At 67.3% G+C, this 14,384-nt stretch carries 15 protein-coding genes; 7 read left to right on the plus strand and 8 right to left on the minus strand.

Annotated elements, in window-relative coordinates; translation table 11 throughout:
- The first annotated feature begins 35 nt into the window (after positions 1-35).
- Positions 36-2,150, plus strand: a complete 2,115-nt coding sequence (locus KBY88_RS05430) for a copper-translocating P-type ATPase (RefSeq protein WP_254938900.1) — start codon at positions 36-38, stop codon at positions 2,148-2,150.
- Positions 2,150-2,605 (plus strand): cupredoxin domain-containing protein, encoded by a 456-nt coding sequence (locus KBY88_RS05435; RefSeq protein ID WP_254938901.1) that lies wholly within the window; start codon positions 2,150-2,152, stop codon positions 2,603-2,605. The genes KBY88_RS05430 and KBY88_RS05435 overlap by 1 nt, the downstream gene beginning before the upstream one ends.
- A 15-nt stretch (positions 2,606-2,620) precedes the next feature.
- Here KBY88_RS05435 and KBY88_RS05440 read toward each other — a convergent pair whose 3' ends face one another.
- Positions 2,621-3,340 (minus strand): DUF305 domain-containing protein, encoded by a 720-nt coding sequence (locus KBY88_RS05440; RefSeq protein ID WP_254938902.1) that lies wholly within the window; start codon positions 3,338-3,340, stop codon positions 2,621-2,623.
- A gap of 718 nt (positions 3,341-4,058) precedes the next feature.
- Between KBY88_RS05440 and KBY88_RS05445 the strand changes: the two genes are divergently transcribed.
- Together KBY88_RS05445 and KBY88_RS05450 are read left to right on the plus strand one after the other, a co-directional pair.
- The gene (locus tag KBY88_RS05445) at positions 4,059-4,685 is read left to right on the plus strand and encodes a L,D-transpeptidase (protein WP_254938903.1); all 627 of its coding nucleotides are present in this window, start codon (positions 4,059-4,061) and stop codon (positions 4,683-4,685) included.
- A gap of 93 nt (positions 4,686-4,778) precedes the next feature.
- Positions 4,779-5,750 carry a M48 family metalloprotease gene (locus KBY88_RS05450; protein ID WP_254938904.1) on the plus strand — a complete coding sequence of 324 codons (972 nt, stop codon included), beginning with the start codon at positions 4,779-4,781 and terminating at the stop codon, positions 5,748-5,750.
- On the opposite strand, the gene KBY88_RS05455 is transcribed toward KBY88_RS05450, so the two are convergent.
- Positions 5,710-6,219 carry a cupin domain-containing protein gene (locus tag KBY88_RS05455; RefSeq protein WP_254938905.1) on the minus strand — a complete coding sequence of 170 codons (510 nt, stop codon included), beginning with the start codon at positions 6,217-6,219 and terminating at the stop codon, positions 5,710-5,712. The genes KBY88_RS05450 and KBY88_RS05455 overlap by 41 nt on opposite strands.
- Complete coding sequence (locus KBY88_RS05460; protein WP_254938906.1) at positions 6,219-6,620, minus strand: Rid family detoxifying hydrolase; 402 nt, start codon at positions 6,618-6,620, stop codon at positions 6,219-6,221. Before KBY88_RS05460 ends, KBY88_RS05455 begins: the two co-directional genes overlap by 1 nt.
- A 98-nt stretch (positions 6,621-6,718) precedes the next feature.
- Between KBY88_RS05460 and KBY88_RS05465 the strand changes: the two genes are divergently transcribed.
- Positions 6,719-7,837 carry an ABC transporter ATP-binding protein gene (locus tag KBY88_RS05465; protein ID WP_396102609.1) on the plus strand — a complete coding sequence of 373 codons (1,119 nt, stop codon included), beginning with the start codon at positions 6,719-6,721 and terminating at the stop codon, positions 7,835-7,837.
- 41 nt (positions 7,838-7,878) lie between these two features.
- Here the strand turns inward: KBY88_RS05465 and frp are convergent, their stop codons facing one another.
- The 4 genes from frp to gloB all read right to left on the minus strand — a co-directional run bounded on the left by frp (position 7,879) and on the right by gloB (position 11,083).
- Positions 7,879-8,196 carry a fluorescence recovery protein gene (gene frp, locus KBY88_RS05470; RefSeq protein WP_254938907.1) on the minus strand — a complete coding sequence of 106 codons (318 nt, stop codon included), beginning with the start codon at positions 8,194-8,196 and terminating at the stop codon, positions 7,879-7,881.
- Between the two features lie 32 nt (positions 8,197-8,228).
- Entirely contained in the window at positions 8,229-9,023 is a 795-nt protein-coding gene (locus tag KBY88_RS05475; RefSeq protein WP_254938908.1) for a fatty acid desaturase, read from the minus strand.
- Between the two features lie 119 nt (positions 9,024-9,142).
- Entirely contained in the window at positions 9,143-10,102 is a 960-nt protein-coding gene (locus KBY88_RS05480; RefSeq protein WP_254938909.1) for an orange carotenoid-binding protein, read from the minus strand.
- Between the two features lie 177 nt (positions 10,103-10,279).
- A complete protein-coding gene (gloB, locus tag KBY88_RS05485) occupies positions 10,280-11,083 on the minus strand; it encodes a hydroxyacylglutathione hydrolase (RefSeq protein WP_254938910.1) in 804 nt (267 codons plus the stop codon).
- A 29-nt stretch (positions 11,084-11,112) separates the two neighbouring features.
- Here gloB and hisG point away from each other — a divergent pair, with 29 nt between their 5' ends.
- Entirely contained in the window at positions 11,113-11,769 is a 657-nt protein-coding gene (hisG, locus tag KBY88_RS05490; protein ID WP_254938911.1) for an ATP phosphoribosyltransferase, read from the plus strand.
- Complete coding sequence (locus KBY88_RS05495) at positions 11,769-13,568, plus strand: ABC transporter ATP-binding protein (protein ID WP_254938912.1); 1,800 nt, start codon at positions 11,769-11,771, stop codon at positions 13,566-13,568. Before hisG ends, KBY88_RS05495 begins: the two co-directional genes overlap by 1 nt.
- Here KBY88_RS05495 and KBY88_RS05500 read toward each other — a convergent pair.
- On the minus strand, positions 13,520-14,371 hold the full coding sequence (locus KBY88_RS05500; RefSeq protein ID WP_396102693.1) for an alpha/beta fold hydrolase: 852 nt from the start codon (positions 14,369-14,371) through the stop codon (positions 13,520-13,522). The genes KBY88_RS05495 and KBY88_RS05500 overlap by 49 nt on opposite strands.
- Between the last annotated feature and the right edge of the window lie 13 nt (positions 14,372-14,384).

A 14,384-nucleotide genomic window follows, 5' to 3' on the forward strand; every position in this document is an offset into this window, starting at 1 on the left:
CGGGTGATGGTCCGGCCCCTGATGTCAGTCCCCCCATGAGCGCCCCAGTCCCAGCCCCGACCTGTTGCCATGGGGACAGCAGCGGCACCTCGACCCCGGACATGGAGCGGGAGCTGGCCCATGAACTCACGCTTCTGCGCCGCAAAGTCACCGTGGCGGCTGTGCTGACGGGCCTGGTGGTGCTCTCCAGCCTGCCCCACATGCTCGGAGGCCGTCATCTGCCCTTCCTGCCGATCTGGTTCACCAGCCCCTGGACCCAGCTGCTGCTCTCCACACCGGTGCTGTTCTGGTGCGGGCGGGAGTTCTTCAGCGGCGCCGCCTCAGCCTTCCGGCAGCACAGCGCCGACATGAACACCCTGGTGGCCGCCGGCACCGGCATCGCCTGGCTCACCTCGCTGGTTGCCACCCTCGCTCCGCAGCTGCTCACGGCGGAGGGGTTGCCAGCGGACGTCTACTACGAAACCGCCGCGGTGATCATCACCCTGGTACTGCTGGGCCGCCTGCTGGAGGCCCGGGCCCGTGGGCAAACGTCGGAGGCGATCCGGCGGTTGCTGAAGCTGCAGCCCCCCACGGCCCGTGTGCTCCGTGACGGTGTGCCGCAGGAGATCCCGGTGGCCCTGGTGGTGGTGGGAGATCGGGTGCAGGTGCGCCCCGGCGAGAAGCTGCCCGTGGACGGGGTGGTGGTGGAGGGCAGCTCCTGGGTGGAGGAATCAATGCTCACCGGTGAACCCACCGCAGTCGAAAAGGGCCCCGGCGACACGGTGATCGGCGCCTCGATGAACCGCAGCGGCAGCTTCAGCTTCCGTGTCAGCCGCGTGGGGGCCGACACCGTGCTCGCCCAGATCGTGGAGCTGGTACGCCAGGCCCAGAGCTCGCGCACCCGGGTGCAGAAGCTGGCTGATCAGGTGGTGGGCTGGTTCGTGCCGGTGGTGATCGCCATCGCCATTGCCGCCTTCGTGGGCTGGTTCCTGATGAGCGGCAACCCGGTGCTGGCGATGCTGTTCCTGGTGAGTGTGCTGGTGATCGCCTGCCCCTGTGCCCTGGGCCTGGCCACGCCTACCTCGATCATGGTGGCCTCCGGCAAGGGGGCCGAGAGCGGGCTGATCTTCCGCAGCGCCGAGGCCCTGGAAACCGCCGGCGGCTTGCGCACGATCGTGCTCGACAAGACCGGCACCCTCACCCTGGGCCACCCGGACGTGACCGATTTCGAGCGCTTGCCCCTGGCTCAGAGCAGCGGCCAGCTGCCGGTCCAGACCCTGCTGGCCGCCGTGGCAGCGCTGGAGGAGCGCTCGGAGCATCCGCTCGCCGAGGCGATCGTGGGCTACATCCGCCCCCAGCTCAGCGAGCCGCGACTGCCTGCCGTGGAGGGCTTCGAGGCGGTACCGGGCCGGGGCGTGCAGGGCACGGTGGCCGGGCGGAAGGTGCTGGTGGGCACACCCCGCTGGTTGAGCGAACTCGGCCTCAATAGCACCGGCCTCACCCCCCTGGTGACACGAATGGAGGCAGCGGCCTGCAGTGTGGCGGCGGTGGCGGTGGACGGGCGGATCGAGGCCTGCTTCGGCATCGCCGATCCGCTCAAGCCCAGCGCCGCCGCCGCCGTGGCCGCCCTGCGGCGCCTGGGCCTGCAGGTGGTGCTGCTCAGCGGCGATGCCCGCCGCACCGCCGAGGTGGTGGCGGCCCGGGTGGGGATCGAGCGGGTGATCGCCGAGGTGCGTCCCGCCGATAAGGCCGCGGTGATCCGCCGGTTGCAGGAGCAGGGGGAAGGCCCGGTGGCGATGGTGGGCGATGGCATCAACGACGCCCCCGCCCTGGCCCAGGCCGACGTGGGCCTGGCGATGGGCACCGGCACCGATGTGGCGATCGCCGCCAGCGACATCACCCTGATCTCCGGCCACCTGGTCGGGGTGCCCGCAGCGATCGAGCTCAGCCGCCACACGATGGCGAACATTCGCCAGAACCTCGTCTTCGCCTTCGCCTACAACGTGGCTGGCCTCCCGATCGCCGCCGGGCTGCTGTTCCCCTTCACCGGCTGGCTGCTGAGCCCGATGATCGCCGGTGCGGCGATGGCGTTCAGTTCGGTGTCGGTGGTGAGCAATGCGCTGCGGTTGCGCCGTTTCCGGCCCACTCCTCTCCCCGTGGCGGTGCCCTGATGGTGCTTCCTCTGCTGATGGCGGGGGGGCCTGCCGCCCGCGCTGCGGCCGAGCCCCTCTGGCGCACGGTCGAGCAGCCCCTGGGCCTCAAGCTGCTGGTGGTCGTGGTCGGCCTGGTTTTGATCGCCTGGGAACTGTGGTGGTTTCTGGGGCGCCATGGAGGCGGCGTGGCGGCTCGGGTGGGGGAGCAGGGCCTCCAGGGGATCACGATCACGGTGGATGGCGGCTATGCCCCCGCTCGGATCAAGGCGATGGCCGGCCGCCCGCTGCGGCTCTCTTTTCACCGCATCGATCCCAGCGGCTGTGTGGCCCAGGTGATCTTTCCTGACTTCCACAAAACTCTCGATCTGCCCATGAATGCCACCACCAGCCTGGAGCTGCCGCCCACCGAGCCGGGGATCTATCCCTTTCACTGCGGCATGAACATGGTGCGCGGTGTGCTGGAGCTGGAGTGACGTTCCGCCGCAACTTCAGAGCGCAAACAGAGTGTCGTACTTGTGGTACTCGGGTTTACGCAAGCCTTCCACCGCCAGCATCCGGCGCAGTTCGATGATCTCCGCCCGCTGGGCCACGATCACACCGCGCGCAAAACGATGGATCGTTGGGTTGGTGCTCTTGGCCAGGGCGTCGTGGGCCATGATCAGGGCCCCGCCGTGGTGATCGAGCATCCCCTCGAGGAACCACACCACCCGGTTCTCTTTGGTGGGGAGCTCACCCATCATTCGCATGCCGTCGATCTGGGCCTGGCCCATGCGCGTGAGCCCCGAGAGGCTGTTGGGATCGCCGCCGTTCGCCAGCGCCACCGGATAGACCGGCGCCTGGGGGTACCAGGCCTTGCGCCAGAGGCCCATGGCGCGGATCTCGCTCGCCTGATCCCGCCAGATCGTCTTTCCCAGGGCCCCGACACCGGGCGCTCCGATGCCAAAGACGAACTCGCTCATGCGCAGAGCCCCGGAGTGGTGCTGCACCATGCCGTCGATGAAGCGCAGGTCGTAGGTGGAGCCGGCTGGTCCTAGGTCATGGGCGTGGCCGGCATGGGCAGGATTGACCCCCGTCGGGGCGGCCATGCCAGGCCTGCCGTCCATGCCGCGATGGCCCGCGTGGGGATCCATCTGGGCCAGGGTCGGGGAGGAGAGCAGCGCCGCAAGGGTGAGTGCGGAGACTCCGAACCGCAACACGGGTCCAGCCATGGGAGAGCGGAGGAAAAAGAAAGCAACACCACCGTATGGTCTCCCCTCAGATGGAGAGTCAAGGCCCTGGGCTTGCTTTCGGTCGATCCCAGGGGTTGATCCCCAGGCCTGCGGGATCAGCCCATCGCCTTCCGCAGCGTCCCCACTCCATTCGGCTGATCGCTGGACCTGGAGCGCCTTCCCCTGCCCTCCAGCCCCGTTCCTTGGGCCGTCGCCGGCCCCTTGGCGGGCCTGATCACCAAGGCGACCAGCGATCCTGCCTCGGCCCAGCAGACGTCCCATCGCCCCACCCCTGGCACGACACCGCAGCCGGCCGATGGGTGGGCCTACCCCCTCCAACCGGTCGTTGGAGGGGGTCGTCGCGTGGTTCCTCCCACCTCCGGGGGGGGCTGGACAAGCCGGGCGACGGCCCAGCCATGGTCGACCCCACGCCTCCCGGACCAGCGATCGATTGAGCCCTCAAGGATTTCATCGGCCGGTTCGCTCCAGCCACCTCGATGGCTTCGCCACCGTTGACCCCGGGCACCTGGGCGTTGATTGAGCAGCCGTGACGTCAGCTGGTTCCGATCTCAGTGTCACGCGCCCACGGATCTCTGGAGAGAGCGGATCGTCGTTCACACCATCGGAGGTGGGCCAACCCCGACCTACCCAACGCCACCCCAACGCGGTAAGACCGGCCCATCAGACCTACGCTCGGGCTCAGCGCCTGAGCTCTTCGATGGTCTGGTTCCTGTCTGAGCGCTCCCGATCCACCCTCCCCTCGGGCAGGGTTTCGATCACCAGGGCCTGGGGGCCCCGCTGCCTTGGCCCTGGGGTTCGTCGGCGCCGCTGGGCTGCGGTGGTGGGGCTTGTGCTCCTGGGAGCGGCGAACCCCGCTCACTCCGAGCTGGCCCTCGGTCCTGAGCCTGCGGTCGGCTTCAGCCTCGAGCAGACGGGCCGTCGGCTGCTGCCCACGGGTGATCCGGTCTGGGAGTTGCGCCTCAGCCTCCCCGGCGAACCAGTCCGACGCTTTGACGCGTTGGTGGGTCGCGCCTCCGCCCAAGGCGCCGATCGCCAACGGCTGGGCAGCCACGCCCCCCTGCCACCAGGCCGTTACCGCGTCGGCCCGATCGTGCCCGTGCCGGCCGGCCTGAACCCGGAGTTGGGCCGCTCCCTCTGGATCGACCTGCAGCCGTTGTTCTCCACCGCCCGACGCGCCTTGGGAATTCACCTCGATCCCAGCGCTGGGCTGGGTGCCGAGAGTGGCACGGAGGGTTGCATCGGCCTGATCCACGCCGCTGATCTCGAGCACTTGGGGGAGCTCCTGCGTCGCCATCGGGTGCGTCTGTTGCAGGTGGTGTCGTGAGTGTGGGCCAGTCCGCTCCCGCCGCCTGAGCCGTCCGTCGGCTCCCCAGCCCCCACCTGCGGGTGGCCAGACTCCAGCCACTGGTGAACCCCCGTGGACCCGCAGCCCGTCTCCGTTTCCAGCCGACCGCTGCTGCATGCAGGCCTGGGCCGCCACTCTGGGCGCCAGGGTGCCTGGTGGGGAGCCCCGGCTCAGGCTCTGGGGGCGGCCCTGGGCTGTGCGTTGGCCCTGGCCGGATGCGGGGAACCCCAGCCCCCCAGCGAACTGCGCCAGGTGCAGGCGGTCAGCGACCAGTTGCTGCGTGCCAATGGCATTCGCACCACCCCGATTCGCTTTGCCCTCGAGGCGGGTGAGACGGCTCCCTACTGGGCCCAGAAGGCGGGCCTGTGCAAGGCCAGTAAGCAGGAAACGGATGCCGGGGATGCTTGCGAGCACTGGGCCCACCTTTCACCGGCCGATGCCGAGACCCCGGCCCACCGCCAGGTCAACCGCCTCTCCTACCTGTTAGGCACCGCCAGCGCGCGCACCTACGCCCACGGGCTGATCACCTTCGATCGCTCCTTCTTCCTCGTCCACGGCGACGACCAGGGTGCCTTGCGCTGCGTGGTGGCCCACGAACTCACCCACTTCCTGCGTCGCCATGGCTTCTTGAGCTCCCGGGCGGTCAACGGCGCCTGGAAGGATCTTCCGGAGCAGCAGCGCCAGAGGGCCCTGGCCACCCTCTCCCAGACGCAGGAGCTGGCCGCCGATCGCAACGCGATGCTGATGACCGCCATCGCTGGCCACGACCCGGTGCTCTGTGTGCAGCAACTCCAGAACGGCGCCCAGCTCGATGCGGACTACGCCCCGGAGGCCCCCCTGGAAAGCCACCCCGGCTACGTCCGCCGCCTCGCCTCTGCCCGGGCTTATCTCAAAGGCCCCCTGCAGCGGGACCTGGCCGCCTGGCGACAGGCGGAGGGCAAGCGGGGTGGCCTCCAGGAGGGGTCCGCCCCTCGCTGGAGCTGGGATCCAAACGATCAGCTGCTCACCGTGCGCACCCTGCCGGAGCGCAGGGTTTCGCCGTAGTTCCACCCGCTTTTTCAAGCACGGTTACCGCTTGTCCGTCTACTCCCGCGTAGATCACAACGATCGTGGCGGGCACCGAACCAGGATTCTCGCCGTAGTGGGCGGTGTTGACCATTTCCACGATCGGATCGCCCGCATGCAGTTCCAACACCGCGCCGCTGGTGGCCACCACGCGCAGGCGCCCCTCCAACAGCACCCCTGCGTTGATCACCGGATGGTGGTGCAGGGGCAGGCGCATCCCCGCGGGGATCGTGATCCGCAGGATCGTCACCTGGGGCTGACCCGTTCCATAGGCGGGCAGGGTCGCCCCGTTCCAGGAGCGACTGGTGCGCACCAGGGTCTCGACCTTCACCCCCGCGCTGGTCTGGGGGGCGGGCTCACCATCGGCCTGCACCGGGCCCCAGCCCAGGCAGCAGAACGTTGCGGCGCCAATCCCAAGCCCCAGCAGCCGCTGCCCCAGGCTGCCCATCAACCCAGAACCGCAATGGCGTCAATCTCCACCCGTGCCCCCCTGGGCAGGGCGGCCACCTGGACGCAGGCCCGGGCCGGGGACACTCCGCTGCCGAAGGTGCCGGCGTACAGGGCATTCACCCTGGCGAAGTCGGCCAGATCGGTGAGGAACACCGTGGTGCGCACCACCTGCTGGGGCGTGGCTCCCGCCTCGGCCAGCACCGCTTCGAGGTTGGCCAGCACCTGGCGCGTTTCCGCCTCCACATCGCCTTCGCCCACCAGCACGCCGCTGGTTGGATCAAGGGCGATCTGGCCCGAGCAGAACAGCAGTCCCGCGGCCTTCACAGCCTGGTTGTAGGGCCCCACAGGGGCGGGTGCCTGGGTCGTGGTGATCGCTTCGAGGGCGGGGGCGGCAACCATGGCGGGTGAAGATGGGGCGCTGAGCTTATGGCCCGACGCCCATCGCCGGCACCGTTTCCCCCCCCACCAGTTCTTCAGACGCTGCGGCTTCCCCCCAGGTGGAGCTGCGGAATCTCTGGCACCGCTACCCGAGAGCCGTCTCGCATGTCGCCACGGGCGCTGAATGGACCCTCTCGGCCGTCGATTTCCAGCTCAATCCCGGGGAACTGGTCGGGTTGCTGGGTCCCTCGGGCTGCGGTAAATCCACCCTGTTGCGTCTGATTGCTGGCTTTGAACGGCCGTCCCGGGGCAGCGTCTGGATCGATGGGCGGGAGGTGGCGGGCCCCCGGCGCTGGATCGAACCGGAGCGCCGTGGGGTGGGCATGGTCTTCCAGGACTACGCCCTGTTCCCCCACCTCGATGCCTGGCGCAACACCTGCTTCGGCCTGCGTCCCCACCAGGAGCGCGGCCGCGCCGCCTGGCTTCTCGAACTGCTGGGTCTGAAGGGCTTGGAGCAGCGCTACCCCCATGAGCTTTCCGGTGGCCAGCGCCAGCGCCTGGCCCTGGCCCGGGCCCTGGCACCTGGGCCAGCCCTGGTGCTGCTGGATGAACCGTTCTCGAACCTGGATGTGGAGGTGCGCACGCGCCTGAGGGGGGAGTTGCCCGGGGTGCTTGGCCAATGCGGCGCCAGTGGCCTGATCGTCACCCACGATCCGGAGGAGGCCCTGGCGATCTGCGATCGGGTGGCCGTGCTTCGAGCCGGGGTGTTGCATCAGTGCGCCAGCCCCCGGGAGCTGGTGGAGCACCCCGCCAGTGCCTTCGTCGGCCGCTTTGCGCTCCAGGGGAATCTGTTGCCGGCTTGGCGTGAGCGTGATCGGATCCATACGGCCGTTGGTGTCTTCGCGCCCCAGGGGGAAGTGCCCCGGCCCCAGGACGCTCGCCCGGACACAGGCCGTGGTGAACCCCTGGCCCTGGAGGTGCTGATTCGACCGAGCGGCTTTGACCTGGCCGCTGACCCCGCCGGGGAGGTCCAGGTGGTGGGCCGGGAATTCCTCGGGCGTGAGTGGTTTTATCAGGTGGAGGCGGGCCCGCTCCGCCTGCGCCTTCGTTTGCCCCTGGAGCAGGAACTGGAGCGCGGCCAGCGCTGTCGGTTGAGCCTCAAACCCGATCAGTGGGCCCTGCTGTTTCCCGAGGGCGTCTCCTTGCTCCCCATCCCCGGTTCTGTGCCGATGCTGTGAGCGGGTGGCGATTGGTGCTGCCCGCAGGGTGGTCTGGGCTTTTACATCCTGGAGAGGGCCGTGATCTTCGCCAACTTCTTGATATTGAGGCCCTCAAGATCACTGATCTGTAGCAGACCGTCTTTCACCATGCCAGCGAAGGTGAAGAGAAGAGCTGAAGTGTTGAAGTCATACTTGCCGTCAAACTCGTATCTCCTGGTGCTGAGATAGTCGTGGAGGCCCCAGATCTGATCGAGAGTCACGATGGAATTGCTCAACTCCTGGACACTTCTGGTGAGATCGGCCAGATCCCGCTCATAGGCCAATGTAAAGGCCGCCCGGGCGGCTTCCTCCTCTTCATGGCTCCAGTCTTCCTCCATGCTTAACTTTTCATCATTGTCAATCCACCACCTTAGCGCTGGGCGTGGTGCTGACGCGTGGATCGTTCCATTGCATGGACCCTTGGCAGCAGGTGCCAGGGAACATGGGGGTAGTGATGGTGCTCCCAGTGATAGCCGAAGTGATAACAGCTCACCAGCGACAGCAGCGGCGGAAGGGCCCAGCTGCGAACGTGATGGGGCTCGTCCGTTGCGGCTCCCAGGCTTCCCCGGTGGGGCAAGTACGTTCCAAACAGAAAGAGCTGAAGGGAGCTGAGCAAGAGCGGCACAGTCCAATACAAAAGGATTGAGGCGATTGACCCGGCCCCCGCCCAGCGCAGGGTCATGCCCAGGCCTGCCCAGGTTCCGACCAGAAGGATCAACTGCTGGGGATGGAGATATCCAGCCATGAAGCGGATGTACCAGCTGAATGGGTTGGTGCTATGACCATCGTGGTAGTCAGGATCATCAACGCTGGCCGGAGAGCTGTGATGGCGTCGATGATTGGTGAGGCAGCGGTCATAGTCCAGGCAGCCGTAGAGCCAGAGCGAGAAGCGGCCGATGCCATGGTTGAAGCGTGGGTGGTCCGGCAAGAGGCTGCCGTGCATCGCATCATGGGCAACGATGAACAGACCTGTTTGCAGGAAGGTGCGGCAAAGCAGAGCAATCACCTTTCCTGAGGTTGAAAGGTGTTCGGCTTCGATCAGGCATCCAGCAAGACTGAGAATCCAGCCGCCGATGATCAAGGCCGCTAGGGCCACACCAATCAGTTCAGTGCGGTTGAGGTCCGTGAGGTTCAGGTCCGTGAGGTTCCGGCCAGTGTCGTTCAAGGCACTGCCGGGGAAACGGCCGGTGGAGACCAGGGTTATCCCTTGGGTCGCTTCTAGGTGTTGGGCCCCCGTTCGATCGCTTCGGCTGGGCTGCGCACTCGAACGGGGCAGGTTCACCGTCAACGAATCAGATTCAGCAACTCCTTAGGGGAGGCAAGCAGGTCGATGGCCACGAAGAAGATTTTGTTGTCAGGATTGAGCAGGAATCTCCAGGCGACATCCATGCCCACTCCGGCACCGAACCAAGGGGTCTGGACCTTCCCGGTGACTTTGATTTGAGTGAAGCCGCCATCGGCTGGCTCGCTGACACCTTTGGAAGGAACCAGCACCAGATTCTGGCAATCCTGCTTGAAGAACTTGAGCACCGCCTCCCTGCCGATGATCGGCTTCTGGAATGGCGGCTGAAGGGCTCCATCGGGAAGAAACAACTCAATCAGGCTGTCGAAGTCATTGGCATTAAGAAGATTCATGTATTCGATCACTGTGGGATTGTCCACATTTTCAATCGAAACCTGAGTGCGCTCGGAAGCAGCGGTTGGGCTGACAAGTGGCTCGCTGATCGTTTCCTCGCCTTCCAGTTTCTTGGGGTCATAACCCATGTCCACGACCATGTTCCGAAGAACTGTGATCTGCTGACCGGGCTCCATTCCCTTGATGGTGCTGAGAACGGCGGCGGCGTTGGCCGAGAGTTGGTAGCCCACGGGAATGGGGGCAACGATGCCCTGCTCCATCCACACGCCTAGCTCATACCAGAAGCCCAGTTTGATGTTGTTGGACCAGAGGGCGTAGGTCCGGTTGATGGGTGTGTTGACGTGATTGGCAAGATCGAACATCACCTTCGTCTGTTCAGCAAAGCTCATCCCGCGGATCTCGCTGAGCGTCCGTTCGGCGAACTGCATCCTTGCGGCACCTAGGGCGGCCACGGTGATTGTCTTGCCCATTTCTTTGTAGGCAAACCAGATCAGAGCCAGTTGATCTTCGACCGTGAGCTGGTTGAATCGGGCCAGGGTACTTGGAACGATGTCGGCCGTGCGGGTCTGTGGAAAAATGCTGCGGGCGGCATCGATGGTGAAAGACATGGCTCCCAGTTGGCGGATGAAAGATGTACCTACTCTAACAGAGTAGCTTCGATGTAATTGAAGGTGATTCGATGTCTGAAAACTTATGGTTTCATCCATTGTCCCCCCTTATTCTGATCATAAACCTGCGGCCATCCGTTCACCCATCCGCCTGAGGCCTGCCGGGTCGGTCCCGTCCTAGCCCCGCCAGTTGTTCTTGCTCTCCCGCAGGGCCCCCAGTTCAGCGGCATCGGCGGCGCGCAGGAAGAGGTTGGTGACGAGCTCCGCTCCAATGCTGCTGGGCACCGTGCAGCGCCCGGCGGCCCTCAGCTCGCGCACCTGCCTCAAGCGCTCGCCCACCGCCGGATCGTGGGGCCGTTCAGCGGCGGCCCAGGCGTAGTTGCCTTCGGTGTACTCGTGGGCGCACCAGATTCGGGTGTCCGCCGGCAGGGCCGCCAGGGATTGCAACGACTGCTGCATCTGGGCCGGACTGCCCTCGAACAGGCGGCCGCAGCCCCCCACGAACAGGGTGTCACCGCAGAACAGCTCCCCCCGGGTGGCCGTTCCGGGCACCGGAGGCAGGTGGTAGGCGATGTGGGCGCGGGTGTGACCGGGCACATCCAGCACCCGCACCGGTCGGCCCAGCAGCGCAAAATGTTCGCCCCCCTTCACGGAGCGGGTCTGGAGCGGGATGCGCGCGATGTCGGCGCCAGAGGCGTAGACCTCGGCGCCGGGCCAGCGGGCCAGCAGCCCTGGGGTGCCGCCGATGTGATCATCGTGGTGGTGGGTCTGGAGTACGGCCACCAGCTCCAGCTGCCGTTGCTCGAGCCAGCTGATCACGGGTTCGGCCACCGCCGGATCCACCACCACCGCCTGAGTGCCGGGGCCTCCGTGCCACACGAACACGTAGTTGTCCTCGAGCACCGGGATCAATTCCACCGTTGCTGCGGCTGTTGCGGCGGCCGTTGGCAGGGTCTCGCGGGGGGGCGGGGTCGCGGCCATCGTTAAAGTCCACGTTGCGGTGCAACACCATGATCACCGTCGCCCTGGCCAAAGGCGCCCTGCTCAAGCATTCGGTGCGGCGTTTCGCCGCCGCCGGCCTCGACTTCAGCGCCCTGCTCGATGCCGACAACCGCCAGCTGCGGGTGCCCAGCGCCTGTGGCCGCGCCAGCGGCCTGCTGGTACGCAACGCCGATGTCCCCGTTTATGTGGCCTATGGCCAAGCCCAGCTGGGCGTGGTCGGCTACGACGTTCTGCAGGAGCACCAGTTGCCTGTGGCCCAGCTGGTGGATCTCGGGTTCGGCGGCTGCCGCATGGCCGTGGCCGTCAAGGCCAGCAGCGGCTACCGCCAGGCGGCGGATCTGCCCCCCCACTGCCGCGTGGCCAGCAAGTTCACCCGCTGCGCCGAAGCCTTCTTCGCCGATCTCGACCTGCCGGTGGAGCTCATCCATCTCACCGGGTCGGTGGAGCTGGGCCCGATGACGGGGATGTCCGAGGCCATCGTCGATCTGGTGGCCACCGGCCGCACGTTGAAAGAGAACGGACTGGTGGCGATTGACGACCTCTTCAACAGCACCGCGCGGCTGATCGGCCACCCCCTGGCCCTCCGCCTGGATGAGGGAGCGCTCCAGGCCCTGGTGGACCGTGTCGCCGCCGCAGGTTCCCCTCCTGCGGCACCGTTGCCCTGATGGCCTCACGCGATCGCCAGCGGCTGCGTCTGCTGCTCCCCTACATCGGCCGTGAGCGCCGCCGGCTCACCCTCTCCCTGGTGCTGTTGATTCCGGTGGCCCTGGCGGCCGCCGTCCAGCCCCTGCTGGTGGGCCAGGCGATTTCGGCCCTGCGCCATGAACCCACCATGGCCTGGCTGGCGGGCCAGAGCGTGCCCCAGGCCCTGCGCACCCTGGTGGGGCTGCTGCTGCTCGCGGTTCTGGTGCGCCTCGCCCTTCAGGGGGTGCAGACCTACAACATCCAGGTGGTGGGCCAACGGCTCACGGCTCGCATCCGCGACGACCTGTTCGCCCATGCCCTGGCCCTCTCGCTGCGCTTCCACGACCGCACCCCGGTGGGCAAGCTGCTCACCCGGCTCACCAGCGATGTGGACGCCCTGGCCGAGGTGTTCGGCAGCGGGGCGATCGGCGTGCTTGCCGACCTGGTCACCCTGCTGGTGATCGCCTTCACGATGATCTCGATCGAACATCGGCTGGGGGCCTTGCTGCTGGCGATCCAGGTGCCGGTCACCTTTGCGATCGTCTGGCTTCAGGGGCGCTACCGCAAGGCCAACTACCGGGTGCGGGAGGAGCTCGGCCAGCTCAACGCCGATTTTCAGGAGAACCTCCAGGGGCTTGAGGTGGTGCAGATGTTCCGCCGTGAGGCCACCAACAGCGCCCGCTTTGCCAGCACCGCCCAGGCCTATCGCCAGGCCGTGGATGGCACGATTTTCTATGACAGCGCCATCTCGGCCCTGATCGAATGGGTGGCCCTGGCGGCAATCGCCGTGGTGCTTGCCCTTGGAGGGCTACTGGTGGATCGCGGAGCCATGGGCCTGGGCACGCTCACCACCTTCATCCTCTTCTCCCAGCGCTTGTTCGATCCCCTGCGTCAGTTGGCGGAACGCTTCACCCAGATCCAGGGGGGGCTCACGGCGATCCAGCGCATCGACGAGCTGATGGAGCAGCCGATCGAGATCGCCGAGCTCCCGATGGCCCAGCGCACGGTCGCCGCCCAGCGCGCCGGTGAGCAGCGCACCAGTGCCGGTGAGGTGGTGTTCGAGAACGTGTCGTTCGCTTATCGCAGCGACGACCCTATCCTCACCGACCTCAGCTTCCGCATTGCCCCCGGGGAGCACGTGGCCCTGGTGGGCCCGACGGGTTCCGGCAAGACCACGGTGATCCGGCTGCTCTGCCGCCTGTACGAGCCCCAGCAGGGTCGGATCCTGCTCGATGGCATCGACATCCGCCAGTTGCCGATGGCCACCCTGCGGCAGCGGCTCGGGGTGGTGCTGCAGGACACCTTCCTTTTCAGCGGCAATGTCGCCGACAACCTGCGCCTCGATGCACCGATCGACGAGGCCCAGCTGCTTCGGCTCTGCCATGAGTTGGGCCTCGATGGCCTCCTGGCCCGACTGCCCGATGGCCTGGCCACTGAGTTGCGGGAGCGGGGCGGCAACCTCTCCTCCGGGGAGCGTCAACTGCTCTCCGTGGTGCGGGTCGCCATTCGCAATCCCACGGTGCTGATCATGGATGAGGCGACGGCCTTTCTGGATCCCTCCACCGAGGCCACCTTGCAACGGGACCTCGACACCCTGCTTTCGGAGCGCACCGCAATCGTGATCGCCCACCGCCTGGCGACGGTGGAAGCGGCCGATCGCATCCTGGTCCTGCGCCGGGGTCGCCTGATTGAGCAGGGCACCCACCGGCAGCTGCGTGCCGCCGGTGGCCTCTACGCCCAGCTGGCCGACCTCCAGGAACGGGGGCTGGCCAGGCTCTGAGGGCGCTCGGCCACCAGCGGCTCCAGCCAGCGGTCGATCAGGGAGGCCAGCTGGCCGGGGTCCTGACGCATGGGCAGGTGGCCCATGCCCTCCAGCAACTCCACCTCGTGCAGGGGGGCATAGCCCGCCAGATGGCGCACGTAGCGCGGTTCCATCACCCCATCGCGGCTGCCACTGATCCACAGGCTGGGCACGCTCAACCGGGCGGTGAGCGTGGGCAATTGATGGACGGCTCGCCGGTTGGTGCTGCAGGCCAGGAGCCCCCGGGCGGCCCGCTGATCGGCCACCAAGGGACTGCGGAAGGCTCCGACGCCGGGCAGGTCCGCCAGCCAACGGGGGCGTAAGCGCACGACGGCCGAACCAGCCCAGCGCAGGCGCGCGAACGGCCGAGGCTGGTAGACCCCGCCCCCGGTGGAGATCTGGACCAGGGCCAGCAGCTGATCCCCCAGGGCGGCGGCGGCATGGAGGGCGACGCTGCCGCCAAGCGAATGGCCCACCAGCACGATCGGGCGACCATGGGCCTCCCTGACGCTGGCCTGGGCCACCCAGCGGCCGTAGCTGGCGAGGGTGGGCTGGAGCGAACGGGGCCGGGGCCGCTGGCCAAAGCCAGGCAAATCGGGGGCCCACACAGGCCAGCGGGGGGCCAGAGCTTCCTGGAGGGGATCCCAGAGTCGCCCGGAGAGCAGCCAGCCGTGCAGGCAGACCAGCAGCGGGACCTCAGGACCGGCAACCGGCCGGGCAATCGGGGGCTGGGCAGGGCGGGCAGGCGGCGGGCTCAGGGGGCCTGGGGCGTGGGTCTCCAGATTGCAGCAAAAC

The organism is Cyanobium sp. Morenito 9A2 (genome assembly GCF_024345575.1).
GTDB lineage: Bacteria > Cyanobacteriota > Cyanobacteriia > PCC-6307 > Cyanobiaceae > ATX-6F1.

What these genes read in the sequence shown, in the direction of transcription:
- KBY88_RS05430 (WP_254938900.1), top strand. Translation starts at nt 36, where the DNA reads ATGAGCGCCCCAGTCCCAGCCCCGACCTGTTGCCATGGGGACAGCAGC.
- KBY88_RS05435 (WP_254938901.1), top strand. Translation starts at nt 2,150, where the DNA reads ATGGTGCTTCCTCTGCTGATGGCGGGGGGGCCTGCCGCCCGCGCTGCG.
- KBY88_RS05440 (WP_254938902.1), bottom strand. Translation starts at nt 3,340, where the DNA reads ATGGCTGGACCCGTGTTGCGGTTCGGAGTCTCCGCACTCACCCTTGCG.
- KBY88_RS05445 (WP_254938903.1), top strand. Translation starts at nt 4,059, where the DNA reads ATGGTCTGGTTCCTGTCTGAGCGCTCCCGATCCACCCTCCCCTCGGGC.
- KBY88_RS05455 (WP_254938905.1), bottom strand. Translation starts at nt 6,219, where the DNA reads ATGGGCAGCCTGGGGCAGCGGCTGCTGGGGCTTGGGATTGGCGCCGCA.
- KBY88_RS05460 (WP_254938906.1), bottom strand. Translation starts at nt 6,620, where the DNA reads ATGGTTGCCGCCCCCGCCCTCGAAGCGATCACCACGACCCAGGCACCC.
- frp (WP_254938907.1), bottom strand. Translation starts at nt 8,196, where the DNA reads ATGGAGGAAGACTGGAGCCATGAAGAGGAGGAAGCCGCCCGGGCGGCC.
- KBY88_RS05480 (WP_254938909.1), bottom strand. Translation starts at nt 10,102, where the DNA reads ATGTCTTTCACCATCGATGCCGCCCGCAGCATTTTTCCACAGACCCGC.
- gloB (WP_254938910.1), bottom strand. Translation starts at nt 11,083, where the DNA reads ATGGCCGCGACCCCGCCCCCCCGCGAGACCCTGCCAACGGCCGCCGCA.
- hisG (WP_254938911.1), top strand. Translation starts at nt 11,113, where the DNA reads ATGATCACCGTCGCCCTGGCCAAAGGCGCCCTGCTCAAGCATTCGGTG.
- KBY88_RS05495 (WP_254938912.1), top strand. Translation starts at nt 11,769, where the DNA reads ATGGCCTCACGCGATCGCCAGCGGCTGCGTCTGCTGCTCCCCTACATC.